The 22,951-nt window shown below is 63.6% G+C and carries 22 protein-coding genes and 2 pseudogenes; 18 read left to right on the plus strand and 6 right to left on the minus strand.

The genetic code is table 11. The features are described 5' to 3' along the window. Window positions 1–76: 76 nt before the first annotated feature. Window positions 77–1,036, minus strand: a complete 960-nt coding sequence (locus Q0687_RS19185) for an alpha/beta hydrolase (RefSeq protein ID WP_298879790.1) — start codon at window positions 1,034–1,036, stop codon at window positions 77–79. A 130-nt stretch (window positions 1,037–1,166) separates the two neighbouring features. Between Q0687_RS19185 and Q0687_RS19190 the strand changes: the two genes are divergently transcribed. The 7 genes and pseudogenes from Q0687_RS19190 (at window position 1,167) to paaX (ending at window position 7,426) form a co-directional block, all read left to right on the plus strand. Continuing rightward, on the plus strand, window positions 1,167–1,544 hold the full coding sequence (locus Q0687_RS19190) for a hypothetical protein (protein ID WP_298879792.1): 378 nt from the start codon (window positions 1,167–1,169) through the stop codon (window positions 1,542–1,544). Continuing rightward, window positions 1,541–2,623 (plus strand): alpha/beta fold hydrolase, encoded by a 1,083-nt coding sequence (locus tag Q0687_RS19195; RefSeq protein WP_298879795.1) that lies wholly within the window; start codon window positions 1,541–1,543, stop codon window positions 2,621–2,623. Before Q0687_RS19190 ends, Q0687_RS19195 begins: the two co-directional genes overlap by 4 nt. Next, a pseudogene (locus Q0687_RS19200) lies at window positions 2,620–3,198 on the plus strand (GNAT family N-acetyltransferase); the annotation flags it as partial. The gene Q0687_RS19195 and the pseudogene Q0687_RS19200, both read left to right, overlap by 4 nt. 256 nt (window positions 3,199–3,454) lie before the next feature. Beyond that, the gene (locus tag Q0687_RS19205) at window positions 3,455–3,910 is read left to right on the plus strand and encodes a phasin (protein WP_298879799.1); all 456 of its coding nucleotides are present in this window, start codon (window positions 3,455–3,457) and stop codon (window positions 3,908–3,910) included. A gap of 177 nt (window positions 3,911–4,087) precedes the next feature. After that, window positions 4,088–5,374: a DUF445 domain-containing protein gene (locus Q0687_RS19210; protein WP_298879802.1), complete on the plus strand. Its 1,287-nt coding sequence runs from the start codon at window positions 4,088–4,090 to the stop codon at window positions 5,372–5,374. 200 nt (window positions 5,375–5,574) lie between these two features. Beyond that, window positions 5,575–6,345 (plus strand): alpha/beta hydrolase, encoded by a 771-nt coding sequence (locus tag Q0687_RS19215; protein WP_298879804.1) that lies wholly within the window; start codon window positions 5,575–5,577, stop codon window positions 6,343–6,345. A gap of 214 nt (window positions 6,346–6,559) precedes the next feature. Next, window positions 6,560–7,426, plus strand: coding sequence for a phenylacetic acid degradation operon negative regulatory protein PaaX (gene paaX, locus Q0687_RS19220; protein ID WP_298879806.1), 867 nt, complete (start codon window positions 6,560–6,562; stop codon window positions 7,424–7,426). On the opposite strand, the pseudogene Q0687_RS19225 reads toward paaX, so the two are convergent. The 3 genes and pseudogenes from Q0687_RS19225 to Q0687_RS19235 all read right to left on the minus strand — a co-directional run. Next, window positions 7,423–7,641 (minus strand): annotated as a pseudogene (locus Q0687_RS19225) (IS5/IS1182 family transposase); the annotation flags it as partial. The gene paaX and the pseudogene Q0687_RS19225 overlap by 4 nt on opposite strands. A 76-nt stretch (window positions 7,642–7,717) precedes the next feature. After that, window positions 7,718–8,731, minus strand: a complete 1,014-nt coding sequence (locus Q0687_RS19230) for a methyltransferase (RefSeq protein ID WP_298879808.1) — start codon at window positions 8,729–8,731, stop codon at window positions 7,718–7,720. Between the two features lie 8 nt (window positions 8,732–8,739). Continuing rightward, window positions 8,740–9,705 (minus strand): tripartite tricarboxylate transporter substrate-binding protein, encoded by a 966-nt coding sequence (locus Q0687_RS19235; RefSeq protein WP_298879810.1) that lies wholly within the window; start codon window positions 9,703–9,705, stop codon window positions 8,740–8,742. Window positions 9,706–9,834: 129 nt separating this feature from the next. On the opposite strand from Q0687_RS19235, the gene Q0687_RS19240 reads away from it, so the two are divergent. The 10 genes from Q0687_RS19240 (at window position 9,835) to Q0687_RS19285 (ending at window position 19,291) form a co-directional block, all read left to right on the plus strand. Next, window positions 9,835–10,776 carry a LysR family transcriptional regulator gene (locus tag Q0687_RS19240; RefSeq protein ID WP_298879813.1) on the plus strand — a complete coding sequence of 314 codons (942 nt, stop codon included), beginning with the start codon at window positions 9,835–9,837 and terminating at the stop codon, window positions 10,774–10,776. A 341-nt stretch (window positions 10,777–11,117) separates the two neighbouring features. Beyond that, entirely contained in the window at window positions 11,118–12,110 is a 993-nt protein-coding gene (paaA, locus tag Q0687_RS19245) for a 1,2-phenylacetyl-CoA epoxidase subunit PaaA (RefSeq protein ID WP_298879816.1), read from the plus strand. 10 nt (window positions 12,111–12,120) lie between these two features. After that, complete coding sequence (gene paaB, locus Q0687_RS19250; RefSeq protein ID WP_008136594.1) at window positions 12,121–12,408, plus strand: 1,2-phenylacetyl-CoA epoxidase subunit PaaB; 288 nt, start codon at window positions 12,121–12,123, stop codon at window positions 12,406–12,408. Window positions 12,409–12,546: 138 nt separating this feature from the next. Further along, window positions 12,547–13,323, plus strand: coding sequence for a 1,2-phenylacetyl-CoA epoxidase subunit PaaC (paaC, locus tag Q0687_RS19255; protein WP_298879876.1), 777 nt, complete (start codon window positions 12,547–12,549; stop codon window positions 13,321–13,323). After that, complete coding sequence (gene paaD, locus Q0687_RS19260) at window positions 13,317–13,820, plus strand: 1,2-phenylacetyl-CoA epoxidase subunit PaaD (protein ID WP_298879878.1); 504 nt, start codon at window positions 13,317–13,319, stop codon at window positions 13,818–13,820. Before paaC ends, paaD begins: the two co-directional genes overlap by 7 nt. A gap of 133 nt (window positions 13,821–13,953) precedes the next feature. Continuing rightward, window positions 13,954–15,036 (plus strand): 1,2-phenylacetyl-CoA epoxidase subunit PaaE, encoded by a 1,083-nt coding sequence (gene paaE, locus Q0687_RS19265; protein WP_298879880.1) that lies wholly within the window; start codon window positions 13,954–13,956, stop codon window positions 15,034–15,036. Between the two features lie 55 nt (window positions 15,037–15,091). Next, window positions 15,092–15,541 (plus strand): hydroxyphenylacetyl-CoA thioesterase PaaI, encoded by a 450-nt coding sequence (paaI, locus tag Q0687_RS19270; RefSeq protein ID WP_298879882.1) that lies wholly within the window; start codon window positions 15,092–15,094, stop codon window positions 15,539–15,541. A gap of 33 nt (window positions 15,542–15,574) precedes the next feature. After that, window positions 15,575–16,906 (plus strand): phenylacetate--CoA ligase PaaK, encoded by a 1,332-nt coding sequence (gene paaK / locus Q0687_RS19275; protein ID WP_298879883.1) that lies wholly within the window; start codon window positions 15,575–15,577, stop codon window positions 16,904–16,906. 237 nt (window positions 16,907–17,143) lie between these two features. Further along, window positions 17,144–18,148, plus strand: coding sequence for a zinc-binding alcohol dehydrogenase family protein (locus Q0687_RS19280; RefSeq protein ID WP_298879934.1), 1,005 nt, complete (start codon window positions 17,144–17,146; stop codon window positions 18,146–18,148). Window positions 18,149–18,235: 87 nt separating this feature from the next. After that, window positions 18,236–19,291, plus strand: a complete 1,056-nt coding sequence (locus tag Q0687_RS19285; protein ID WP_298879885.1) for a YeeE/YedE family protein — start codon at window positions 18,236–18,238, stop codon at window positions 19,289–19,291. Here Q0687_RS19285 and Q0687_RS19290 read toward each other — a convergent pair. Beyond that, window positions 19,270–20,187 (minus strand): DMT family transporter, encoded by a 918-nt coding sequence (locus tag Q0687_RS19290; RefSeq protein WP_298879887.1) that lies wholly within the window; start codon window positions 20,185–20,187, stop codon window positions 19,270–19,272. The two genes, Q0687_RS19285 and Q0687_RS19290, sit on opposite strands and share 22 nt — an antisense overlap. 100 nt (window positions 20,188–20,287) lie before the next feature. Here Q0687_RS19290 and Q0687_RS19295 point away from each other — a divergent pair, with 100 nt between their 5' ends. Continuing rightward, entirely contained in the window at window positions 20,288–21,715 is a 1,428-nt protein-coding gene (locus Q0687_RS19295; RefSeq protein ID WP_298879936.1) for a PLP-dependent aminotransferase family protein, read from the plus strand. Here Q0687_RS19295 and Q0687_RS19300 read toward each other — a convergent pair. Then, window positions 21,712–22,935: a bifunctional alpha/beta hydrolase/OsmC family protein gene (locus Q0687_RS19300; protein ID WP_298879888.1), complete on the minus strand. Its 1,224-nt coding sequence runs from the start codon at window positions 22,933–22,935 to the stop codon at window positions 21,712–21,714. The two genes, Q0687_RS19295 and Q0687_RS19300, sit on opposite strands and share 4 nt — an antisense overlap. Between the last annotated feature and the right edge of the window lie 16 nt (window positions 22,936–22,951).

The following is a 22,951-nucleotide window of genomic DNA, read 5'->3' on the forward strand; positions in this document are numbered from 1 at the left end:
CTCTATAGCTCTCGCGTCGGCTCGCGTTAAGAGAGTAACCGGCAGCTCACATGGTCACCGATAGGAGACCGTCGATCTACGCCGCCTTCGCCGCAGTGCCATGCGCGTGCTCGTCGATCGCGTCGATGATTTCGGGCCAGAACCGCATCGGCAGCGCGTGGCCCATGCCCGCGATCATCAACAGCTTTGCTCCCGGAATTGACTCCGCCGTATCCTTGCCGCCCTCGGGGCGGACGAGCGGATCGACGGTGCCGTGGATTACGAGCGTCGGCGTCTTCACGCCATGCAGCCGTTCCTTGCGACTGCCGGAGGCCAGCACGGCACGGAGCTGCCGGCCGACGCCGGCGGGATTGAGCCCGCGCGCGAAGACGCGTTCAGCCCGACCGGGATCGAGCGCTTCTTCCTCTGGAAACGAACCGGCGCGCAAGACCTTCCAGGTCTGGCCGAAACGCGTGATGAACTCTTCCTTGCTGCGCGGCGGCGGCGCCATCAGCATCGCGGCCGCCTCCCGCGTCGGCGGCGGCACGCGTGGATTGCCTGTCGTCGACATGATCGAGGTCAGCGAGCGCGCGCGCTGCGGAAACGACAATGTCAGCTCCTGCGCGATCATGCCGCCCATGGATGCTCCAACCAGATGCGCCGACTTGATGCCAAGCGCATCCATCAGACCGATCGTGTCCTTGGCCATGTCGATCAGCTTGTACGTCGCGGCAACCGGAATTCTGAGAAAGCGTAGCTTCAGCAGTTCGAGCGGCGTCAGGCGCTTGCCGCCGGTCAGATGGCTCGACTTCCCGATGTCGCGGTTGTCGAAGCGGATCACGCGAAACCCGCGGGCAGCGAGCTGCTCGCAGAACGCATCGTCCCAATGGACCATCTGCGCCCCGAGCCCCATGATCAGCAGCAGCGGCTCGGCATTGTCGTTGCCGAAAATCTCGTAGCAGATGTCGATGCCGTTGGCGCGGACGGTCTGGGGCGGCAGATGGGCGGAGGCGTTCACCGGCGTGTTCCCTTGTGGCAGGCAGGAATTGTATCGCATGGTTTGACGTCGCAAAGAAGCCGTGCGTGCGACATCGGCCTGTCGCTTAGCCGTTGACCGGCCCGTCGCAACGGTGTGGTATGGCGGCAAAAGAGGGGCGCAAGAAGCCCCCGTGACCTGGAGGACGCAGATGACCGACAAGATCACCGACCCTGTCGCCCTGTGGCAGAAGATGGTTGGCGAGATGGAGAAGGGCTTCAACTCCTTCGCCACCAAGGCGATGGAAACACCCGAATTCTCGCAGGCCATGAATCGCGCCGGCGGCGCTGCTGCAGGCGCTCAGAAGCAATTCGGCGATCTCATGGAGAAGTACCTGCTTTCGATGAACCTGCCGAGCCGCGAGCAGATGACCGGCATCGCCGAGCGTCTGCAGTCGATCGAGGGACAGCTCGGCGAGATCAGGTCGATGCTGAGCCAGATGTCGGCGTCAGGCGGATCGCCAATCGATGCCGCGCCGCGGCCGCCGCGCACGAAACGTCCGCCGTCCGAAGGCGGAGGGCCAAAATGAACGCGCCGACGGGACTTGATTTCGCAGCAATCCCGGAGCGCATCCAGGCCGAGGTGCAGCGCGCCATCCAGCGCAGCATCAAGGGCGTCGAATATTTCTCTAGTTCCGGTCCAACGCTCGGATCGACCCCGAAGGACGTGCTGCATTCGCGCGGCACCATGAACCTCTACCACTACCGGCCGATGTCGGACGAGATTTACCGCGTGCCGGTACTTATCGTGATGGCGACGACCAATCGCGGCTACATTCTCGATCTCGTGCCTGGCCAGAGCTTCATCGAGTTCCTGCTGAGGCGCGGCTACGACGTCTATATGCTCGACTGGAGCGCGCCGCGGCCGGAGGAGAAAAGCCTGCGGATGGAGGACTACGTCCTCGACTTCATTCCGGATTGCGTCCGCCGCGTGCAGGCCGATTCCGGCGAGCAGGACGTCTCGGTCGTCGGTTATTGCTTCGGCGGCGTGCTGTCGCTGCTCTACGGCTCGATCTTCCCGGACGGGCCGATGAAGAATTTGATCTGCTTCACGACGCCGATCGATTTTCGCGAGATGAAGCTGTTCTCCAATTTCTCCGACCGCCGCTATTTCGACGTCGACCGCCTCGTCGACAGCGTCGGCAACGTGCCGCCGGAGATGATCCTGTCCTCGTTCGAGATGCTGCGTCCGGCCTCGCGCACCGTGAGCCAGATCCAGCTGTGGGAAAACATCTGGAACGACGAGTTCGTGAAGTCGTACCGGATGTTCGATCGCTGGGCGACCGACACGCTGCCGCTGGCGGGCGAATATTTCCGCGATATCACCAAGGACCTGATGTGGGACAACAAGCTGTTCAACGACACCATGTCGGTGGGTGGCCGGGCGGCGAAGCTCGAAAACATCAAGGTGCCGATCCTGCACGCGGTGGCGGAGCACGATCACATCGTGCCGTATGATGCGGCAAAACATCTGATCGCGAAGATCGGCTCGGCGGACAAGGAAGAGGTGATGCTGAAGGGCGGTCACGTCTCCCTGGTCGCCGGCGCCAATGCGACCAAGCGGCTTTGGCCGAAACTGGATTCCTGGCTGGGGACAAGATCGACATGAGTGAGCAGCGTTCCTATCCGCGTCACGTCAAGACCGATGCGGGCGACATCGAGATCCGCCTGATGTCGCCCGCCGATGAAGCGGCCGTGCTCGCCTTCGGCAAGGGCCTGCCGAGCCATGACCTGCTGTTCCTGCCGCGCAACATCAGCGAGCCGAAGGTGCTGTCGGCTTGGGTCAAGGAGATCGAGCGCGGCGCGATCCAGAGCCTGCTCGCGGTGAAGGACGGCAGGGTCGTCGGCTGCGGCACCCTGGTGCGCGACCCCCATTCCTGGTCGCCTCATGTCGGCGAGATCCGCATGGTGGTGTCGCAGGACGTGCGCGGGAAGGGGGTCGGGAAGGCGCTGTCGCAGGAGACCTTCGCGCTCGCGCTTGGAGCGGGGCTGGAGAAGCTTTCGGTCCAGATGACGGTCGACCAGCAGGCGGCGATCGCGCTGTTCGAAAGCCTCGGCTTCAAGGCCGAGGCGCTGCTGCGGGATCACGTCCGGGACGTCGCCGGCAAGACCCACGACATCGTCGTGCTCGGCCACAACATCGCGCAGGTCCAGGCCCAGATGGAGGCCTATGGGCTCCCAGGCCGTCCAGCACTAAAAGCACCGTCCAGCACTAGAAGGGCCGTCCGGTGGCCAAAAACTGGAAAACAACCCCATGCACAGTAGGCGGGGGCCGAGAAGGCAGCTTTTTACCTCCCACCAACAGTGATCACGAATTCGTGATATCGCGATGCAACATGAATATTGCATCGCACAATTAACGATGCCATATAAGCCGTGCCCCGGGCCATCGAGGACGGGGTGAGCCCATAGCTCAACCAATGAGGATGGAGAGAACCCCATGACCACCGAAACCAACACCGCTTTCGAGGGCTTCAAAGACGCTTTCAAGAACATCCAGAACCTGGAAGTTCCCGAGGCTGCCCGCGAATTCGTCAAGAAGACCGCCAACACCGCCAAGGACCGTGCTGCCGAGGTGTTCGCTGGCTCCGAGCGCGTGACCGCCGCCGTCGAGAACGCGGTGACCGAGTCCGTCACTGAAGCCGGCAAGATCAGCCGCAACATCCAGCAGGCGATCTATGACGACGCCCAGGCGTTCTTCGCCGGTATCGACCAGCTCGCGTCCGCCAAGTCGTTCAGCGAAGCCGTCGAGATCCAGTCGAGCCTGCTCCGCGCCCGCGGCGAAACGTTCGTCTCGCGCGCCAAGGCGACCACCGACTATCTCGGCAAGCTTGCCGCCAACGGTGCGAAGTCCGCTCAGGACAACTTTGCCAAGGTCTACAACAAGACCGCCTGATCTGGCGCTCTGAGTTCAAACTGAAATTTGAGGCCCGCTTCGGCGGGCCTTTTGTTTTTCGCCGCCGCCGTCACCAACACTTGTCATTCCGGGGCGCCCGAAGGGCGAACCCGGAATCTCGAGATTCCGGGTTCGGTCCTGCGGACCGCCCCGGAATGACGTAATCTAGAATCTATCATGAACGCACCCGCCACCTTCTCCTTCGAGACCCCCGGCGATGCCGAGCGCGCGGCCGAGTTGCGCCGCGTCAAGGCGCTGGCGACGCTGGTGCTGGCCTCGACGCTTCTGCTGTTCATTGTCGCCAAGTGGCTGTTGCCCGTGCATCCCGTGTTCGGCTTCATCGCTGCCTTCGCGGAGGCCGCGACCATCGGCGGGCTGGCCGACTGGTATGCCGTGGTCGCGCTGTTCAAGCGGCCGCTCGGCCTGCCGATCCCGCATACCGCGATCATCCAGAGCAATCAGGCCCGCATCGCCGACAAGCTCGGCGAATTCATCCAGGTGCATTTCCTCGAGGCAGGTCCCGTTGAGGCCAAGCTGAACGAGATCGACTTCGGCTCGTTCGTTGCCGACTGGCTGCGCGATCGCAAGCGCAGCGATGATCTTGCGCGCTTTGCGCTGCGACTGCTGCCGGAGGCCGTGTCCGCGACGGAAAGCTCCGGCCTGATGACCTTCATCATCCGCCGCATGTCCTCGCAGATCCAGGCGGTCGACCTCGCGCCGCTCGCGGCCGGCACGCTGCGCGGCTTCGTCGCGGAGGGGCGGCACCAGATCCTGTTCGACGATCTGCTGCGCGTGATGCACGAGACGCTGACTCGAGGCGAGACCATGGCGATGATCCGCGAGAAGGTGCGCGCGGAATTGCCGACCCTGCTCAAACTCTATCGCGCCGACAAGTTTCTGCTGAACAAGATCGTCTCGTCCGCCACCGCGTTCTTCAACGAGGTGCGCAGCGATCCCAAGCATCCGTTCCGCGGCGAATTCGATCGCATGGTGCTGAGCTTCGTCGATCGGCTCGGCACCGACCAGGCCTATATCGACCGCATCGACGGCTTGAAGCGCGATCTGCTGGCGCGGCCCGAGCTTGCCGATCTCGCCCGCACCGTCTGGTCCAACACGCGCTCCTTCATCGAACGCAGTGCGTCCGGCGAAACGCAGGTTCTGCAGCATCATCTCGCCGGAATGTTCGTCTCGGCGGGCGATGCGCTCGCCGGCGATGCCGAGCTGCGCGGTGAAATCAACAAGGGTCTGGTCACGGTGCTGCACAGCTTCGTCGCCGACCAGAAAAGCGGTGTCTCGACCTTCATTTCCGATCAGGTCAAGGCGTGGGACATGGCGCAGCTGATTTCGCTGATCGAAATCAACATCGGGCGCGACCTGCAATACATCCGCTTCAACGGCTCGCTGATTGGCGGGCTCGCGGGGTTGGCGCTCTACTCCGTAGAATTCCTGCTCCGATTGTTGTGACTTTTCCATCACGGCCGTTAGCATTAACGCGCGGGCCTATTGTGGCCTTGCGTCTCTCCCGCTTGAATGTGCGGAACCGGCCGCCTAGCTGATTCATGTTGCGCTGCGGAACGATCAAGAAGCCGGCGTATTGGAATTCATGCCCATTGCCGGCATCGCGGCCGGCGGGCTCTTCAGGAATTCTTCCAAGGGGATCATTGATGACCGCTACTGCCCAGACGCTGCGTCCGCCGTCCCGTACTCTGATGTTCATGGAAGGGCGCGCGATCCACGAGTTCGGCGCATTCCTCGGCGCGCTGCCGCTGCTGAGCCTTGCGCCGCGCGGCGATGGGCATCCGGTGCTGGTGCTGCCGGGCCTGGTGGCCTCCGACGTCTCCACGCGTGCGCTGCGCGGCTTTCTGACCAGCAAGGGCTATGCGGTCAGCGGCTGGCGCCAGGGCCGCAATTACGGCCTGCGCGAGGGCGTGCAGCATGCGATGGTCGACCTGGTCGAGGAGCTCAGCGACAGGCACGGCCGCAAGATCAGCCTGGTGGGCTGGAGCCTTGGCGGTCTCTATGCCCGCCAGCTCGCCAAGATGATGCCCGAGCGCGTGCGCCAGGTGATCACACTCGGCAGCCCCTTTGCCGGTAATCCCCGGTCGACCAATGCATGGCGCGTCTATGAATGGGCGAGCGGGCGGAAGGCCGACGAGGTCGATCCGCGCTTCGGCGGCGATCTCGCCGTCCCGCCGCCGGTGCCGACCACCGCCATTTTCAGCCGCACCGACGGCGTCTGCGCCTGGCAGGGCTGCATGGAGAAGATGGGCGCGCAGACCGAGAGCATCGAGGTCGAGAGCAGTCATTGCGGCATGGGCCATCATCCCGCCGTCGTCTATGCCGTTGCCGACCGCCTCGCGCAGAAGGAGGGCCAGTGGCGCCCCTTCGATCGCAGCGGCTGGCGCAGCCTGGCCTATCCCGATCCGCACAGGTAGCGCGCTTTCTTACCTCGCCCCGCTTGCGGGGAGAGGTCGGATTGCGTCGAAGATGCAATCCGGGTGAGGGGGTACAGGTCTCACGAACATCTCACGTGCGGAGAGATGCCCCTCACCCCAACCCTCTCCCCGTAAGAACGGGGAGAGGGAGTAGACGAACCAGTCGTCGCCGCCTCCATTGTCGCGCCCGCACCAAACGCGCTAAGCCTGCCGCATGGCGCATCCGCTCTCCCGCATTGTCGACCAGCTCAAGCGTGAGCCGTCACGCACAGGCTCCATCGTCATCACCATGTTCGGTGATGCCATCGTGCCGCGCGGCAGTTCGGTGTGGCTCGGCACGCTGCTGGAATTCTTCGAGGGGCTGGACATCGATGCCGGTGTGGTGCGCACGGCGATGTCGCGCCTCGCCGCCGATGGCTGGCTGACGCGCGAGAAGGTTGGCCGCAACAGCTTTTATCGCCTCGCGGAGAAGGGGCGCGAGACGTTCGAAGCCGCCACGCGTCACATCTACGATCCGCCGCCATCCGACTGGACCGGTCGCTTCGAGCTGCTGCTGATCGGCAACGGCGAGGACCGCGACACCTCGCGCGAGGCGCTGCGCAATGCCGGCTTCGGCAGCCCGCTGCCGGGCGTGTGGGTCGCGCCATCAGGCGTTCCGGTGCCGGAGGAGGCCGCCGGTGCCATTCGCCTCGAGGTCTCGGCCGAGGACGACAGCGGCCGGCGCCTGCTCAGCGCGAGCTGGCCGCTGGAGCGCACCGCGGACGCCTATCTGAAGTTCATGAAGACCTTCGAGCCGCTGCGCGCCGCGCTCGCCCGCGGTTCGGAGCTGTCCGAGGCCGACGCTTTCACGGCGCGCATCCTCCTGATCCACTATTACCGCCGCGTCGTGCTGCGCGATCCGTTGCTGCCCGAAAGCCTGCTGCCGGCGGACTGGCCGGGCAGGGCAGCCCGCCGACTTTGCGGCGACATCTATCGCGCGCTGCTTGCTCCGTCGGAACAATGGCTTGATGGCCACGGAACCAATGAGAAAGGTCCGCTGCCGCCGGCGCGAAAGCTGCTCGAAAGGCGGTTCGGCCATTAGCTGGGGCGCGGGCTCATAAACGCAGCCAGCCATAGGCGGATAGATGCGAATTGGACGAAGGCAAGGTAGTTTCCTGCAAGCTTGTCGTAATGCGTCACCACCTGACCGCATTGCTTGATCCTGTTGAAGAACCGTTCGACGCGGTTGCGAGGGCGGTAGAGGTACGGGTTAAAGCAGATCGGATCGCTGCGGTTGCTTTTCGGCGGGATGTTGGCCCGCGCTTGAAATCACGGGACTGCCGCCAAGCGCAATGTTTCTCTCTCGGACGGTTCGGCGGCCGGCTTCCAAGTTTCAACAAAGCCGCGACTCGGTCAGATTAAAGCGGCCGGCGCGGACAACCGCGATGGGATGGAAGCCGCTCGCGGTCAGAAGCCGACCATATTCGCTGTCCGTCCGTTCCCGTCCGCCCGGACCGCGCAGCATGTTCACATCGCTCATCGCGCACGACCTGCCCGCGTCATCGGTACCGGGCAATTCCGGCATCGCACGTTCGACCAATAGCAGTCTGCCGTTTTGGGGAAGCGCTTTGCGGCAGTTTTTCAAAATGATGCGGCTGCGCTCATCATCCCAGTCGTGAACAACGCTTTTCAAGATGATCGCATCGACCACTACAGGTACCGCTTGAAAGAAATCGCCTGCAACAAAGTCGACGCGGTCCGAGATTCCGAGGCGCCCGAAGTGCTGGTTGGCGGCGTTGGCGCATCTCGGCAGATCGAAAACCGTTCCTCTCATGGTTGAATGTGCTCTCGCCACGGCGCCCATAAGCTCCCCGGAGCCGCCTCCGACGTCCATCAAGTGGGTGATAGTGCCGAAGTCGTAAGCCTGCAGCAGATCGTGTGTGACCAGCCGCGTCAGGTCTGTCATGGCTTCATTGAATATCCGCACCTGCTCTGGCGAGCGCGCCATTAAGTCGAAATTGTCGTCGACGTCCTGAAGTTGGGAAGCCGTCTTGCCCGACATGATTGAATCCAGAAGACCATCCCACCTTCTGGTCAGCATGGAACCTTCAAAAATCACCCAGTTCTTGAATGATCGTCCCGCAGCACCGTCGAGCCCCGCCCCCAGTTCGGTTAGCAAGTAGCGGCCTTCACCGACGCGAGAGCAAATGCCGACGGTCGAGAGAGCGACGAGCAAGCGGGCAAGTGCATCCCGATCCGTGTTGGTTCGGCTCGCAAGTTCGTCGACCGTTTGCGGTCCGTCGCGCAGCAACTCGGCGAGCCCCAGCCGGGCAGCGACATAGATCACTGCCGTCACGCGGTGCGATTGAACAAGATCCAGCAACTTTTCGCGGAGATCGGTGGTCATGTGCCGCTCTAGCCTTCGATCGGGAATCCTGACGCCTTGACGATCGGTCCCCAGCGTTCGAACTCAGCGCGCTGGATATGTTTAAGTTCGTCCGATGTCGTTCCTGTCGGTTCGCACCCCATGGCTTGAATCTTTGCACGCACTGTGGGGTCGCTCCCGATTGCAATGATCTCCTTTCCCACGTGTTCAACGAACTCATGCGAGGAATGCGCAGGCGCATAGAATGCGAACCACCCGGCTGCGTCGATATCGATCCCGCTCTCTTTCAGAGTTGCGGTCTGGGGCAGGAAGGAAGATCGCGCAGCGGCTGCGGTGGCGATGATGCGTATGCCACCGCCCCTGTGTTGCTCCAGGAGTTCAGAAACAAACGCCATATACATCGGGACCCGGCCGGCCAGCACATCTGGGAGGGCAGCAGGCGTACCCTTATAGGGCGTGTGGCGTAGGTTCAGGCCTGTGATCCGGCCAAACTCGCCGCAGATGAAATGAGGCGCTGTACCTGCTCCCGGCGAGCCGTACACGGCCTCTTCGGGATTGGCCTTCATCCAGTCGATGAGTTCGTGCACCGAATGGATGGGTAGCTTCCCGCTGACGGCCAGAGCGAGATCGACCGTCATCACCTGCGAAAGTGGCACGAAGTCGCGCTCTGCATCATATCCCAGGCTCTTGAAGAGATGCGGCTGAAGTGTGAACTGCGAAGCGGAAGCAAACAGCACTGCCTCCTCTCGCGGTGCGGCATTCTTGACCGCCTGAGCACCGATGCGCCCGCCGGCGCCAGCAAGGTTCTCTACAATCGCCACCTGGCCGAGCCTGGTATTAAGTTGCTCGGCAAACAGCCGGGCGATCGAATCTCCCGACCCGCCAGGCGCGAATGGAAACACGATCTTCAGCGGCGTGTCGGCAGCAATAAGGGGTAGCGGAAGAGCCAGAGCTGAAAACCCGGCGAATATGGCGCGACGCGAGAGAAGCTGCATGGCGTTCTCCATGTGCTTGGGACAGCCATGCGATGATCCGGCCGGCTTTCCATCTCGCTATTCTGGAGCAACAAAGCTATAACCCGAAATCGCATTTTCCTATCGGGCTATAACGTGAGGTGAATACCCATGCAGTGGCACGAAAGCATAGGCCGGCGCCTGCGCCTCAAGGATCTGCATACGCTGCAGACCGTCGCGGAGGTCGGCAGCATGGCCAAGGCGTCTCGCCGTCTCGGGTTGTCGCAGCCGGCGATTTCCAAAGCTATCACCGATATGGAGCATGCCGTCGGAGCTGCGCTGCTGGATCGCACTTCGCGCGGAGTTGAACTCACCGAATGCGGTCGTCTTCTTGTCGATCGCACGCGCGTCGTCTTCGACGAAATAAAGCTAGGTGTTGCGGAGGTCGTGCAAAGGTCGGATCCGGCGCAAGGGTTCGTTGCGATCGGTACAACCGAGCCGGTCACCGCTATCGTTACGGAAATTATCGAACATCTCGTCCGCAGATATCCGGGCATAAAGTATCATATCACGATAGGCGATCGGGATGCGCTGGAGCATGCTCTGCGCCAGAGAATGCTTGATCTGGCCATAACGCGATGGTCGCCGTTGCCGGCCGCCGATGATTTGTCCGCGGAGGTGCTCTTTAGATCCTCCCTTGCGGTGATGGCGGAGCGAAAGCATCCGCTCCTGCGATCGAGGAAGAAATTGAAACTCGCAGAACTAATGCAAGAGCAATGGACGCTCTCGCCGCCCGATACTTTTTTGGGACGTACCGGCGCCGAGCTATTTCGGCGACACAATCTGCCGCTTCCGCCAACCACCGTCACCACGATTTCAATCTACATGCGGTTGAATCTGTTGGCGAGCAGCCGGTTCATAACCCTATTGCCCATGCAGATACTCAGAATGCGATCGAGTAGCGCATGGCTGCGCGCGCTGAACGTCGATCTTGGCGATACATCCGCGCCGATAGCCTCGATCACCTTGAAGGGACGACGGGCCGGAGGTGCCGTTAAACTATTCCAAGAGGCCAGCCGGGATGTCTGTAAGGCGCTGGTTGGAGTGAACTGATTGGTCCGAGCGGACTGTTCATAAGCGGAACTGACGAATTTATGAGTACGCGTGCTAGGTCCGGGCGAGCTGCGCATTACATTGCCCTCGCCCTTTGTGAGAGAGGGCAGCTCCGCCGGCGGATGCGATCTCGCTAGGGTGAGAAGTTCTTCTCCACACGCATTCGATGATTGGTTGAGGTGCGCGGGGAGAACCCCTCATCCGCCTTGCCTTCGGCAAGGCACCTTCTCCCGCAGGGGGAGAAGCAAAGAGCGTCCCGAGCCTCGCATTTATGTTACAGAAATATCTTGCATGACGTAATTTTTGTTATATATTGCCTCTCAATAAACGGGAGGACGCGCATGTATACCCAGGCGCTGAACACGGCCGAGACCGACGATCGCGGTCTTGAGGATGCGGCCAAGGCCGCGCGGTTCCAGGCCCGCATTGATGCCGAGGAGCGGATCGAGCCGAACGACTGGATGCCGGCGGCGTATCGCAAGACGCTCACCCGCCAGATCTCCCAGCACGCTCACTCCGAAATCGTCGGCATGCTGCCCGAAGGCAACTGGATCACGCGCGCGCCGACCTTGCGCCGCAAGGCCGCGCTGCTCGCCAAGGTGCAGGACGAGTGCGGCCACGGGCTTTATCTTTACGCCGCCGCCGAGACGCTCGGCTCTTCGCGCGAAAAGCTGGTCGACGCGATGCTCGCCGGCAAGGCCAAGTACTCTTCGATCTTCAATTATCCGACGCTGACTTGGGCCGACATCGGCACGATCGGCTGGTTGGTCGACGGCGCCGCGATCATGAACCAGATCCCGCTGTGCCGCTGCTCCTACGGTCCCTATGCGCGCGCGATGATCCGCGTCTGCAAGGAGGAATCGTTCCACCAGCGCCAGGGCTACGAGATTATGATCACCCTGTGCCGCGGCTCGGACGAGCAGAAGGCGATGGCGCAGGACGCGTTGAACAGATGGTGGTGGCCGGTGCTGATGATGTTCGGCCCGCCTGATGCAACCAGCCAGCACAGCGACACCTCGACCAAGTGGAAGATCAAGCGCTTCTCCAATGACGAGCTGCGCCAGAAATTCGTCGATGCCACCGTGCCGCAGGCGCAGTATCTCGGCCTCACCATTCCCGATGCCGGCATGACCCAGGATGCGGACGGGCACTGGCGTTACAGCGAGATCGACTGGACCGAGTTCAAGCAGGTGCTCGCCGGCAACGGCCCCTGCAACCGCGACCGCATCGCCGCGCGCCGCAAGGCCCATGATGACGGAGCCTGGGTGCGCGAGGCCGCGGCCGCCTATGCCGCAAAGCGCGCGCAGCGTCAGACCGCCCAAGCCGCGGAATAGGGAGATCAATATGGCCACGCCGAACACGCCGCTGTGGGAAGTCTTCATTCGCAGTCGCAACGGGCTCGCGCACAAGCATGTCGGGTCGCTGCATGCGAGCGATGCCACCATGGCGCTGCAAGCCGCCCGTGACATCTACACCCGCCGCGGTGAGGGCCTCTCCATCTGGGTCGTGCCGTCCACCGCGATCACAGCGAGCGATCCCGCCGAGAAGGGCATGATGTTCGAGCCGGCGGAATCGAAGATCTACCGGCACCCGACCTTCTACGAGGTGCCGGAAGAAGTGGGGCATATGTAGCGCTCTTTCCCCTCATGGTGAGGAGCCGCGAAGCGGCGTCTCGAACCATGAAGGCCGTAACCTGCGGCCATCCTTCGAGACGGCGCTTCGCGCCTCCTCAGGATGAGGTCGGAACAAGTGGCAAGATGGATAGGATAGATGCCAGTCGCCAACATCCAGGTCTCCGAAACACCGCTAGTGCTCTACGCGCTGCGCCGGGCCGACGACGCGCTGATCCTCGGCCATCGGCTGTCGGAATGGTGCGGACACGCGCCGATGCTGGAAGAGGATATGGCGCTCTCCAACATCGCGCTCGATCTGATCGGTCAGGCGCGCGAGCTCTATAGCTACGCCGCCAGGGCCGAAGGCGGTGATAACGACGAGGACAAGCTCGCATACCTGCGCGATGTCAGGCAGTACCGCAATCTGCTGCTGGTCGAGCAGCCGAATGGCGACTTTGCCCAGACGCTGGTCCGGCAGTTCTTCTATTCGGCATTCGCGGATCTTTATTGGCGCGCGATGATGACCTCGCGCGATACGACGCTCGCCGCGATTGCCGCCAAGTCGGAGAAGGAGAGCGCGTATCATCTGCGGCATTCCTCGGAATGGATCATCCGGCTTGGCGACGGCACGGACGAGAGCCACGCCCGCGCGCAAGCCGCGATCAATCATCTCTGGGCCTTCACCGGCGAGATGTTCGCCGTCGATGACGGCGAACGTGCCCTTATCCATGCCGGTATCGCCGTCGATCCCGGCACGTTGCGCGGCCGTTGGCTGACGACGCTCTCCGACGTCGTCAGCGAAGCCACGCTCACGCTGCCGCAGAACGACTGGATGCAACAGGGCGGCCGCGCCGGCCGCCACAGCGAGCATCTCGGCCACCTCCTGTCCGAGCTGCAATCGATGCAGCGCACTTTCCCGGGGCAGACATGGTGAGCGTGCTGGAGCGCGACAGCGAGCTGCGCCAGCGCGCCTGGGACGCGGCGGCGAGCGTGGTCGATCCCGAGATTCCGGTGTTGACCATCGCCGACCTCGGTGTGCTGCGTGATGTCACCCTCGATGGCGATCACGTCGAGGTCGCGATCACCCCGACCTATTCGGGCTGCCCGGCGATGAACATGATCGCGCTGGAAATCGAGATCGCGCTGGAACGTGCCGGCTTCCGCCGTCCGAAGGTGCGGACCGTGCTGTCGCCAGCCTGGACGACGGACTGGATGAGCGAGGCGGGACGGCAGAAGCTGCGCGCTTACGGCATCGCGCCGCCGCAGGCTTCACAGTCGCGTCGCGCGCTCTTTGGCGAACAGACGGTGGCGTGCCCGCAATGCGGCTCTGAGAAGACCGAGCTGTTGTCCGAATTCGGCTCGACCTCTTGCAAGGCGCTCTGGCGATGCCAGGCCTGCCGCGAACCCTTCGACTATTTCAAGTGTCATTGAGTTGAACGAAATGCCAACCCCATCGTCATTGCGAGGAGCGAAGCGACGAAGCAATCCAGACTGTCTCCGCGGAGGGACTCTGGATTGCTTCGCTTCGCTCGCAATGACGACGTCCCAGATCTAGGGCAACCCGATGTCAGCAGCCGCACCGCGCTTTCACCGCCTGGCCGTCAACGACCTCCGCCGTGAGGCCTCGGACGCCGTCTCGATGACCTTCACCATTCCTCGCGAACTTGCCGACGACTATGCTTTCAGTCCCGGCCAGTACCTGACGCTGCGCACCACGCTTGATGGCGAGGAGGTGCGCCGTTCCTATTCGATCTGCTCCGGCCCCGATGACGGCGAGATCCGCATTGCCGTGAAGAAGGTCGACGGCGGCGCGTTTTCGAGCTGGGCTGCGGACGAGCTGAAACGCGGCGACGAGCTCGACGTGATGACGCCGACGGGCCGTTTTGGTGTGATCTCTCCGACTGAAGCCGGACGCATCCATGTCGGCTTTGCCGCAGGCTCCGGCATCACGCCCATCCTGTCGATCGTCAAGGGCGTGCTGGCGCGCGAGCCGGCCAGCCGCTTCTTCCTGTTCTACGGCAATCGCGCGACCGACAACATCATGTTCCTCGAGGCGCTGGAGGAATTGAAGGATCGCTTCATCGACCGCCTTTCGATCTTCCACGTCATCTCGGGTGAAGAGCAGGACATTCCGATCCTGCATGGCCGACTCGATGGCGACAAGGTGAGGGTGCTGTTGCGCTCGCTGGTCCCCGCCGAAAGCGTCGACCATGTCTTCATCTGCGGTCCGTCAGGCATGAGCGAAGACATCGAGGCGACCTGCCGCAACCTCGGCATCGCCGATGATCGTATCCACGTCGAGCGCTTCGTTTCGGAGTTTGGCGGCAAGCCGCGACCGAAAAAGATCGTGGCACCAGATGCGCCGCCCAAGGCGATCGCCTCGCTGATCATCGACGGCAAGCGCCGCGACGTGCCGGTCGCGGAGGACGAGGCGATCCTGGATGCCGCGCTGCGCGCCGGCGTGGACCTGCCATTCGCCTGCAAGGGCGGGATGTGCTCGACCTGCCGCGCAAAACTGGTCGAGGGCGAGGCGCCCATGGACATCAATTATTCGCTGGAGCCCTGGGAGCTGAAGGCAGGTTTCGTTCTCACCTGCCAGGCCAAGCCATCGTCGGAACGGGTGGTGGTCGATTACGACCACGTTTGACAGGCTTGGCTATCAAGCAGAACATCATGAGCAAGCAGTTCGCCGGGAGAAACGCGTGAACGTCAAAGCCGCCCTGTCGCCTGAAAATGTTGCCCGCGCCTGTGCCGATGCGATGTGGGCGGAGGACGATGCGTCCAAGGGTCTCGACATGGAGATCGTCGAGGTGGGCCCCGGCTTTGCGACGCTGGCCATGATGGTGCGGCCCGACATGGTCAACGGCCAGCGCATCGCTCATGGCGGCTTCATCTTCACGCTCGCCGATTCCGCCTTCGCCTTTGCCTGCAATTCGCATAATGACCGTGTCGTCGCGGCGCAGGGTCAGATCACCTTCATCAGACCAGGCAAGCTCGGCGACCGCCTCGTCGCCAAGGCGCGTGAAGTCACGCGCGGTGGGCGCTCCGGTATCTATGATGTGCGCGTCACCGCCGGTGATACCGTCATTGCCGAATTCCGTGGGCATTCGCGTGTCATTCCGGGCACGTGGCTGCCGACGCCAGATCAATAAAAGAGAAGAACACATCAATGTGGGGAAACGAGTATGGCTTCAACGAAGCTGAAGGACGGCGGCCGGACCTATAGGGCCGAGATGGATGCGCAGGAGCGCGCCTCCCGCGATGAGATCATGGCGCTGCAGACGCGGCGGCTGGCCTGGTCGCTGAAGCACGCCTACGACAACGTCGCGCATTATCGCAAGGCTTTCGACAAAGCCGGTGTGCACCCGTCCGATTTTCGCGAGCTGTCGGATCTCGCGAAATTCCCATTCACGCTGAAGACGGACCTGCGTGACAATTATCCCTTCAACATGTTCGCCGTGCCGCGCGAAAAGCTGGTGCGTGTGCATGCCTCCTCGGGCACAACGGGCAAGCCGATCGTCGTCGGCTATACGCAAGCCGACATCGAGACCTGGTCGGGGGTGATGGCGCGCTCGATCCGCGCCGCCGGTGGCCGCACCGGCATGATCATCCATAATGCCTACGGCTATGGCCTGTTCACCGGCGGGCTCGGTGTGCACTACGGTGCCGAGAAGCTCGGCTGCACGGTGGTGCCGATCTCCGGCGGCATGACCGAGCGGCAGGTGCAGCTCATCAACGACTTCCGGCCCGACATCATCACGGTGACGCCGAGCTACATGCTGGCGATCCTGGATGAGTTCAAGCGCCAGAAGCTCGATCCGCACCAATGCTCGCTCAAGGTCGGCATCTTCGGCGCCGAGCCCTGGACCAATGCGATGCGTGGCGAGATCGAGGACGCCTTCGACATGGACGCAACCGACATCTACGGCCTGTCCGAAGTGATCGGCCCCGGCGTCGCGCAGGAGTGCATCGAGACCAAGGACGGGTTGCACGTCTGGGAAGACCATTTCTACCCTGAAGTGATCGACCCCGAGACCGGCGCGGTGCTGCCTGACGGAGAGAAGGGCGAATTGGTCTTCACCTCGCTGACCAAGGAAGCGTTCCCCGTGATCCGCTATCGCACCCGCGACCTGACGCGGCTGCTGCCGGGCACCGCGCGGCCGGGCATGCGGCGGATGGAGAAGGTGACGGGCCGCTCGGACGACATGATCATCCTGCGCGGCGTCAATCTGTTCCCGACCCAGATCGAAGAGGTGCTGCTCGCGACCGACTGGTGCGGTGGTCACTTCATTCTCGAACTGACCCGCGAAGGGCGCATGGACGAGCTGACCATCATTGCCGAAGCCCGGCCCGAGAGCTGGGACGGTCGCGGGCTTGTCGACCATGCCGACCGGATATCGACCCACATCAAAAACACGATCGGCGTCAGCTCCAGGGTTCAGGTGGTCGCGCCCGCCACGCTGGAACGCTCGCTCGGCAAGGCCAAGCGGCTCTATGACAAGCGGCCCAAGGACTGACGGCTGATCCCGCGGCCTCAACTACCTCCCGTCATCCTGAGGCGCTCTCAGTGCGGTGCGCGGCACCGCACTGAGAGCCTCGAAGGATGAACGCCCCGCTGCAGCATCCGGGCCGTCGCCCTTCGAGGGCCGCTGAAGAAGCGGCCACCTCAGGGTGACGGTGCGCGCCACCATGAGCCGGTTGACTTGACCGCTTCCAAGGGCGACAAGGCCCGCGAGAAATCGCGGGCCTTTCCCATGTCGCCAGCCGAAACCAGGACCATCGAGGCACGCTGCGTTCGCCTCAATACCAAGGCCGAAAACGCAGCTGCCCTTGCTCCGACCATCGAGCGTCGCACGCTTACGCGTGGCGCGAACGATCTCTTGATCGAGGTGAAGGCCGCGGCCGTCAACCCGTCTGACGTCAAGGCGGCGACCGGGCTGATGCCCTATGCCGTGTTCCCGCGCACGCCGGGCCGCGATTACGCCGGCGTCGTGATCGACGGGCCCGCCGGCACCGTTGGCCGCGAGGTGTTCGGTTCGTCCGGCGATCTCGGCATCCGCCGCGATGGCACGCATGCGAGCCATCTCGTCGTGGAGGCCGACGCCGTGGTGGAGAAGCCGAAGGCGGTGTCCTGGGAGGAGGCCGCCGGCATCGGCGTGCCGTTCGTGACCGCCATGGAAGGGTTTCGCCGCGCCGGCATTCCGAAGGCGAGCGAAACGGTGCTGGTGTTCGGTGTCAACGGCAAGGTAGGCCAGGCCGCCGTGCAGATCGCGACCTGGCAGGGTGCGCGCGTGATGGGCGTGGTGCGCAAGGCGGAAGCTTATGAGGGCCACAGCAATGCGCCAATCGAGGTGATCGATGCGTCCGCCGTCGAAATCGCCACGCGTGTACGCGAACTCACCAGTGGCAAGGGCGTCGACATCGTCTTCAACACGGTCGGCGATCCCTATTTCCAGGCTGCGCACAAGTCGCTTGCGTTGCGCGGCCGCCAGATCCTGATCGCCGCGATCGACCGCATCGTGCAATTCAACATTCTCGAATTCTATCGCGGACAGCACACCTATGTCGGGATCGATACGCTCGGTCTGTCCTCGGCTGCGACGGGCGCTGTGCTGCGCGATCTCGGCCCTGGCTTTGCGAGCGGCCATTTGAAGCCATTCCCGATCAAGGCGGATGCGATCTATCCGCTCGAGCGCGCGAAAGAGGCCTATGTCGCTGTCGCAGGCTCCTCGCGTGACAGGGTCATCCTGAAGCCGTAACACACCATCATTGCGAGCGCAGCGAAGCAATCCAGACTGCGCTGCGCTCGCAATGACGGAGAATGGCGAGAGGCCTGAGAACATCAGATGGAACCGACCCAACTTGTCATCCTTGCCGGCCTCGTCATTGGCGTCGTCTATGGCTCCGTCGGCTTGCTGAGCGGCTTCTGCCTGATGAGCAGCATGCGCGGATGGCTGGCGAAAGGAGATGGGCGACTGGTGCGAACCTACGCGCTGGCGATGGCGGTTGCGATTGCCGCGAGCCAATTCCTTGCTGGCAGCGGCATGGTCGATCTCGGCAAGTCGATCTATCTGCAACAGACCTTTTCGGTGCCCGTGCTGTTCCTTGGCGGCTTGCTGTTCGGCTACGGCATGGTGCTCTCGAACGGCTGTGGCTCGCGCGCGCTGGTGCTGCTCGGCCGCGGCAATCTCCGCTCCTTCGTCGTGGTGATCGTGCTCGCCATCGCCGCGCAGATGACGCTCAAGGGCCTGATCGCGCCGGCGCGTATCGCGCTGGTTCAGGCCTCGCAGACCACCATCAGCGTGAATTCGTTGCCCTCGATGCTCGCGACGCTCGGTGCCACGGAGGCGGTTTCGCGCGCGTTGGCTGCGGCTGTGCTGGTCGTTGCCTTGATCCTGTTTGCCTTCGCCCATCCGGCATTCCGCCGTTCGCCGGGCCAGATCGCGGCCGGCGCCATCGTGGGCGTACTCGTTGCCGGCGGCTGGTACGTCACCGGCTATCTCGGTGCTGATGATTTCAATCCCGTCCCGGTGACGTCGCTGACCTTCATCGCGCCCATCGCCGATAGCCTGCAATATGCGATGCTCTCGACCGGCCTGACGCTGAACTTCGGCATCGCGACGGTCGGCGGCGTGTTCGCCGGCAGCCTGGTCACCGCGCTCGTCACTGGCCGGTTTCACCTCGAAGGTTATTCTTCGCCGCGTCACATGCTGCGCTCGGCCGGTGGTGCTGCGCTGATGGGGATCGGTGGCGTGATGGCGTTTGGCTGCTCGATCGGGCAGGGGCTCACCGGCGTCTCGACGCTTGCGGTCGGTTCGTTCATCGCAGTCGGCGGCATCCTGCTCGGCACGGCGGCGGGCCTGCGCGGCAACTTGCGCGTTCAGCCGCTCGCGGTCGCCTGACGGCGCAACATCCGGTCACCGAGAGTCGCAAGGCCAATCCCTGAAACGATCAGCGCGGCTGCGATGACGAGGCTGATGTCGATCGGCTCGCCCAGCAGGATCGCCGCGCTGGCGATGCCGACCAGCGGCGTCCCGGTGGTGCCGAGTGCCGTCGTCAGCGCCGAGATGCTCTTGTTGACCATCGACATCGCCCAATAGGCCAGCGCCGTCCCGATCAGGCCGGGATACAGGAACAGCAGCACCAGCTTCCACGACCATTCGGCGTGCGGCAGGCCATCGGTGATGACAGCCAGCGTCGTGAGCACGATCGTCGCGACCAGCACCTGCCAGATCAGGAGCTGGAGCGGAGAGCCGATCCAGCGATGCGCCCTGAGATAGATGATGTTGGCGGCCCAGGCGATCGCGGCGAGGATCACCATGCCGGCGCCGAGCAGGACGTTGCTGTTGGTCCAGTCGATCGAGGTCGGATTGAGGATGACGGCGAGGCCGACCAGGCCGAACAGGGCGCCGGCAAGCTTGGGCGCCGTCAGCGTGTCCTTGCCGAGGATGGGCGCTGCGATCGCGACCCAGAGCGGCGTGGTGTAGCCGAGCACGATGGCCTTGCTCGCCGGCAGATAGCGCACACCGGCAGCGACCAGGACGGAGAAGATCGTCATGTGCAGCAGGGCTACGCTGAGGACCACCGGAATGTCTCGCCGTTCCGGGACCACCAGGTTGTTGCTCAGCCCAAGGATCACGAACAATCCCGCCAGTGCGATCCAGCTCCGGATCGCCGAGGTCCACAGTGGCGGAAGGAACTGCACGAGCTGCTTCGTCATCGACCAGTTCACGCCCCAGGCCAGCACGACGATGAGGAACAGGCCGAGGGCGGCGCCGGCAGACAGGGAAGAGTTCATCGCAAGGTCCTTGAAGCGGCTCGACGGGCTGGATAGCATCCGCTCTGGCACCTGAAAAAGTGCCAGATTGGAAAGGAATGAGGTGCCAGTTTCGGACAGCATGATCTCCGGCCTGATCGACCTGAATCGCGACGACGAGCAGGGGCTGGTGGCGCAACTGACCCGCCAGCTTCGCGGCCTGATCGCGGCCGGCCGCATCGAAAGAGGCCGCGCGCTGCCCTCGAGCCGCCGGCTCGCCAGCGATCTCGGTGTCTCGCGCAACACGGTCACTTATGCGTTCGAGCAGCTGGCCGCGGAGGGATATGTTGCGGCCTCGCACGGACGTCGTCCTGTCGTGACCGTCGAGGGCGGCCGCATCGAAGGCGGAGGCCTTGCCGCATCGAACGCGCGTTCCGCGAGGCCCCAGCTCTCGCCCTGGGCCTGCAAGCTCAAAGAGACCGATTGGCCGATGTCCTATCAGGCGCCGCTCAAGCCGTTGCGGCCGGGGCACGGCGATTTCAGGGAGTTTCCGAACGAGGTCTGGGCGCGGTGCCTGCGCCGCAGCGCCGTGCGTGCGGCGAGGCGCGAGCTTGGTCCGGTCAACCGCACACGGCTGCGCGAGGCGCTGGCGCATTATTTGGCGACCAGCAGGGGCGTTCGCGCCGCGCCGGACCAGGTCATGATCCTGCCGAGTGCGCAGGCCGCCCTGACCTTGATTGCGGCTGTCCTCATCACGCCGGGCGACGGGGTCTGGGTCGAAGATCCCGGCTATCCCGGCGCCGCGGCCGCCTTCCGCGCGTCCGGCGCGCGCGTCACCGGCATCAGGCTGGACGAACAGGGCATGCAGCAAATGCCGGCAATGGCCGCTCCAAAACTCGTTTTCATGACGCCATCGCACCAGCATCCGACCGGACGGCTGATGTCGCTGGCCCGCCGCACCGCGTTTCTCGGATCAAGCCGGCCCGGCAGGACCTTCATCGTCGAGGACGATTACGATGGCGAATTCCATTACGACAGTCGCCCGGTGCCGTCGCTGCAAGGGCTCGATCCCCACGGCCGCGTGTTCTATGTCGGCACGTTCTCGAAGGCGATGACGTCGGATATAAGGCTTGGCTATCTCGTCGTGCCCGAAGCGCTGGTCAGCACGTTCGAGATCGCGCAGCGGCACATCGGGTTGATCGCGTCGAGCCACATCCAGGAAGCGCTCGCCGAGTTCATCGCCGACGGGCATTTTCTGGCACATCTGCGCCGGATGCGCCGGCTCTACCATCTCAGGCGCGATCATCTCGTCGATGCGATGGAACGACATCTCGGCGAGGTGCTGGCGGCCGAGGTGCCCTCGGGCGGCATCCAGCTCGTCGCGCGCCTCAAACGCGGGCGCGCCGATCAGGCGGCCGTGAAGCGCCTGGCCGACGCCGGCGTTGAAACGCGCGCCTTGTCGAGCCTGGCGCTCGGCAAGCCGCGCGATCACGGCCTGCTGCTCGGCTTTGCGGCCTGGCGCGAGAGCGAGATCAGTGCGGCGGTGCGAACGATGGCGGCGTGCTTCTAGTCCACGGCCCTGGTTACGATACGGATCTCCGAGGTCAGCGTCCGGTGCACCGGGCACTTGTCGGCGATCTCCATCAGCTTCTTGCGCTGCTCGGCATCGAGCGCGCCGTCGATCGCGATATCGCGCTCGATCTGGTCGAGCATTCCGTCGCGCGTCTCGCACTCGGCGCAGTCCTTGGCGTGGATCTTGGAATGCTTCAGCGTGACGGTGACGCGGTCGAGCGGCAACGATTTGCGATCGGCATAGAGGCGCATGGTCATGGAGGTGCAGGCGCCGAGACTAGCCAGCAGGAAATCATAGGGACCGGGGCCGGCATCCTCGCCGCCGGCAGGCTTCGGCTCGTCCGCCACCAGATGATGCGGACCCACGGTGATGAGCTGGTTGAACTTGCTCTTGCGGGTCTCCTGCACCACGACCTTTCGCGGTTCCCCCGCAATATCCGCCGCTTTCGCAGGCTTTGCCGTGTCGATGTATCGGCTCGCCCAGGCGGCAATCACGTCGGCCGCATAGAGCGCATCCGCCGGCTTCGTCAGCAGGTGATCGGCATGGTCGAGCGAGACGAAGCTCTTGGGATGCCTGGCCGCAACGAAGATTTTGGTCGCGTTGTCGATGCCGACGGTGTCGTCGACGGGCGACTGCATCACCAGAAGCGCCTTGTGCAGCTCGGTGATGTCCTTCATCAGCTCGTGCTCGACGACGTCGTCGAGGAATTCGCGCTTGATCCGGAATGGACGACCCGCAAGCGACACTTCGACCTCGCCCTTCGCGCGGATCGCATCCACATGTTCCCCGAACAGGCCGGTGACATGAGCCGGGTCGGATGGCGCTGCGATGGTGACGACAGCCTTCGCCTCTGGAATCTTGCCGGCGGCCGCCAGGATCGCCGCGCCGCCCAGGCTATGACCGATCAGGATCGACGGCGCCTTGCGGGTCGTGCGGAGATGATCGGCCGCGTGCACGAGATCGGCGATGTTCGAGGAAAAGGTCGAATTGGCGAAATCGCCTTCGCTGGAGCCGAGCCCGGTGAAGTCGAAGCGCAAGACCGCGATGCCCTTGGCGGCCAGCGCGACCGAGATGCGCTTGGCTGCCAGTGCGTCCTTGCCGCAGGTGAAGCAGTGCGCGAACAGCGCGTAGGCTGCAGGCTCGCCGTCCGGCAGCTCCAGCGCCGCTGCGAGCTGATGACCGCCTTCGCCCGTGAATTGGAAGCGTTCCGTCGGCATGGGCTTCCCCTTGTTT

Origin of the sequence: uncultured Bradyrhizobium sp., from assembly GCF_936928535.1 — a bacterium.
In the GTDB taxonomy this organism is placed as follows: domain Bacteria; phylum Pseudomonadota; class Alphaproteobacteria; order Rhizobiales; family Xanthobacteraceae; genus Bradyrhizobium.

What these genes read in the sequence shown, in the direction of transcription:
- Q0687_RS19185 (WP_298879790.1), bottom strand. Translation starts at nt 1,036, where the DNA reads ATGCGATACAATTCCTGCCTGCCACAAGGGAACACGCCGGTGAACGCC.
- Q0687_RS19190 (WP_298879792.1), top strand. Translation starts at nt 1,167, where the DNA reads ATGACCGACAAGATCACCGACCCTGTCGCCCTGTGGCAGAAGATGGTT.
- Q0687_RS19195 (WP_298879795.1), top strand. Translation starts at nt 1,541, where the DNA reads ATGAACGCGCCGACGGGACTTGATTTCGCAGCAATCCCGGAGCGCATC.
- Q0687_RS19205 (WP_298879799.1), top strand. Translation starts at nt 3,455, where the DNA reads ATGACCACCGAAACCAACACCGCTTTCGAGGGCTTCAAAGACGCTTTC.
- Q0687_RS19210 (WP_298879802.1), top strand. Translation starts at nt 4,088, where the DNA reads ATGAACGCACCCGCCACCTTCTCCTTCGAGACCCCCGGCGATGCCGAG.
- Q0687_RS19215 (WP_298879804.1), top strand. Translation starts at nt 5,575, where the DNA reads ATGACCGCTACTGCCCAGACGCTGCGTCCGCCGTCCCGTACTCTGATG.
- paaX (WP_298879806.1), top strand. Translation starts at nt 6,560, where the DNA reads ATGGCGCATCCGCTCTCCCGCATTGTCGACCAGCTCAAGCGTGAGCCG.
- Q0687_RS19230 (WP_298879808.1), bottom strand. Translation starts at nt 8,731, where the DNA reads ATGACCACCGATCTCCGCGAAAAGTTGCTGGATCTTGTTCAATCGCAC.
- Q0687_RS19235 (WP_298879810.1), bottom strand. Translation starts at nt 9,705, where the DNA reads ATGCAGCTTCTCTCGCGTCGCGCCATATTCGCCGGGTTTTCAGCTCTG.
- Q0687_RS19240 (WP_298879813.1), top strand. Translation starts at nt 9,835, where the DNA reads ATGCAGTGGCACGAAAGCATAGGCCGGCGCCTGCGCCTCAAGGATCTG.
- paaA (WP_298879816.1), top strand. Translation starts at nt 11,118, where the DNA reads ATGTATACCCAGGCGCTGAACACGGCCGAGACCGACGATCGCGGTCTT.
- paaB (WP_008136594.1), top strand. Translation starts at nt 12,121, where the DNA reads ATGGCCACGCCGAACACGCCGCTGTGGGAAGTCTTCATTCGCAGTCGC.
- paaC (WP_298879876.1), top strand. Translation starts at nt 12,547, where the DNA reads ATGCCAGTCGCCAACATCCAGGTCTCCGAAACACCGCTAGTGCTCTAC.
- paaD (WP_298879878.1), top strand. Translation starts at nt 13,317, where the DNA reads ATGGTGAGCGTGCTGGAGCGCGACAGCGAGCTGCGCCAGCGCGCCTGG.
- paaE (WP_298879880.1), top strand. Translation starts at nt 13,954, where the DNA reads ATGTCAGCAGCCGCACCGCGCTTTCACCGCCTGGCCGTCAACGACCTC.
- paaK (WP_298879883.1), top strand. Translation starts at nt 15,575, where the DNA reads ATGGCTTCAACGAAGCTGAAGGACGGCGGCCGGACCTATAGGGCCGAG.
- Q0687_RS19280 (WP_298879934.1), top strand. Translation starts at nt 17,144, where the DNA reads ATGTCGCCAGCCGAAACCAGGACCATCGAGGCACGCTGCGTTCGCCTC.
- Q0687_RS19285 (WP_298879885.1), top strand. Translation starts at nt 18,236, where the DNA reads ATGGAACCGACCCAACTTGTCATCCTTGCCGGCCTCGTCATTGGCGTC.
- Q0687_RS19290 (WP_298879887.1), bottom strand. Translation starts at nt 20,187, where the DNA reads ATGAACTCTTCCCTGTCTGCCGGCGCCGCCCTCGGCCTGTTCCTCATC.
- Q0687_RS19295 (WP_298879936.1), top strand. Translation starts at nt 20,288, where the DNA reads ATGATCTCCGGCCTGATCGACCTGAATCGCGACGACGAGCAGGGGCTG.
- Q0687_RS19300 (WP_298879888.1), bottom strand. Translation starts at nt 22,935, where the DNA reads ATGCCGACGGAACGCTTCCAATTCACGGGCGAAGGCGGTCATCAGCTC.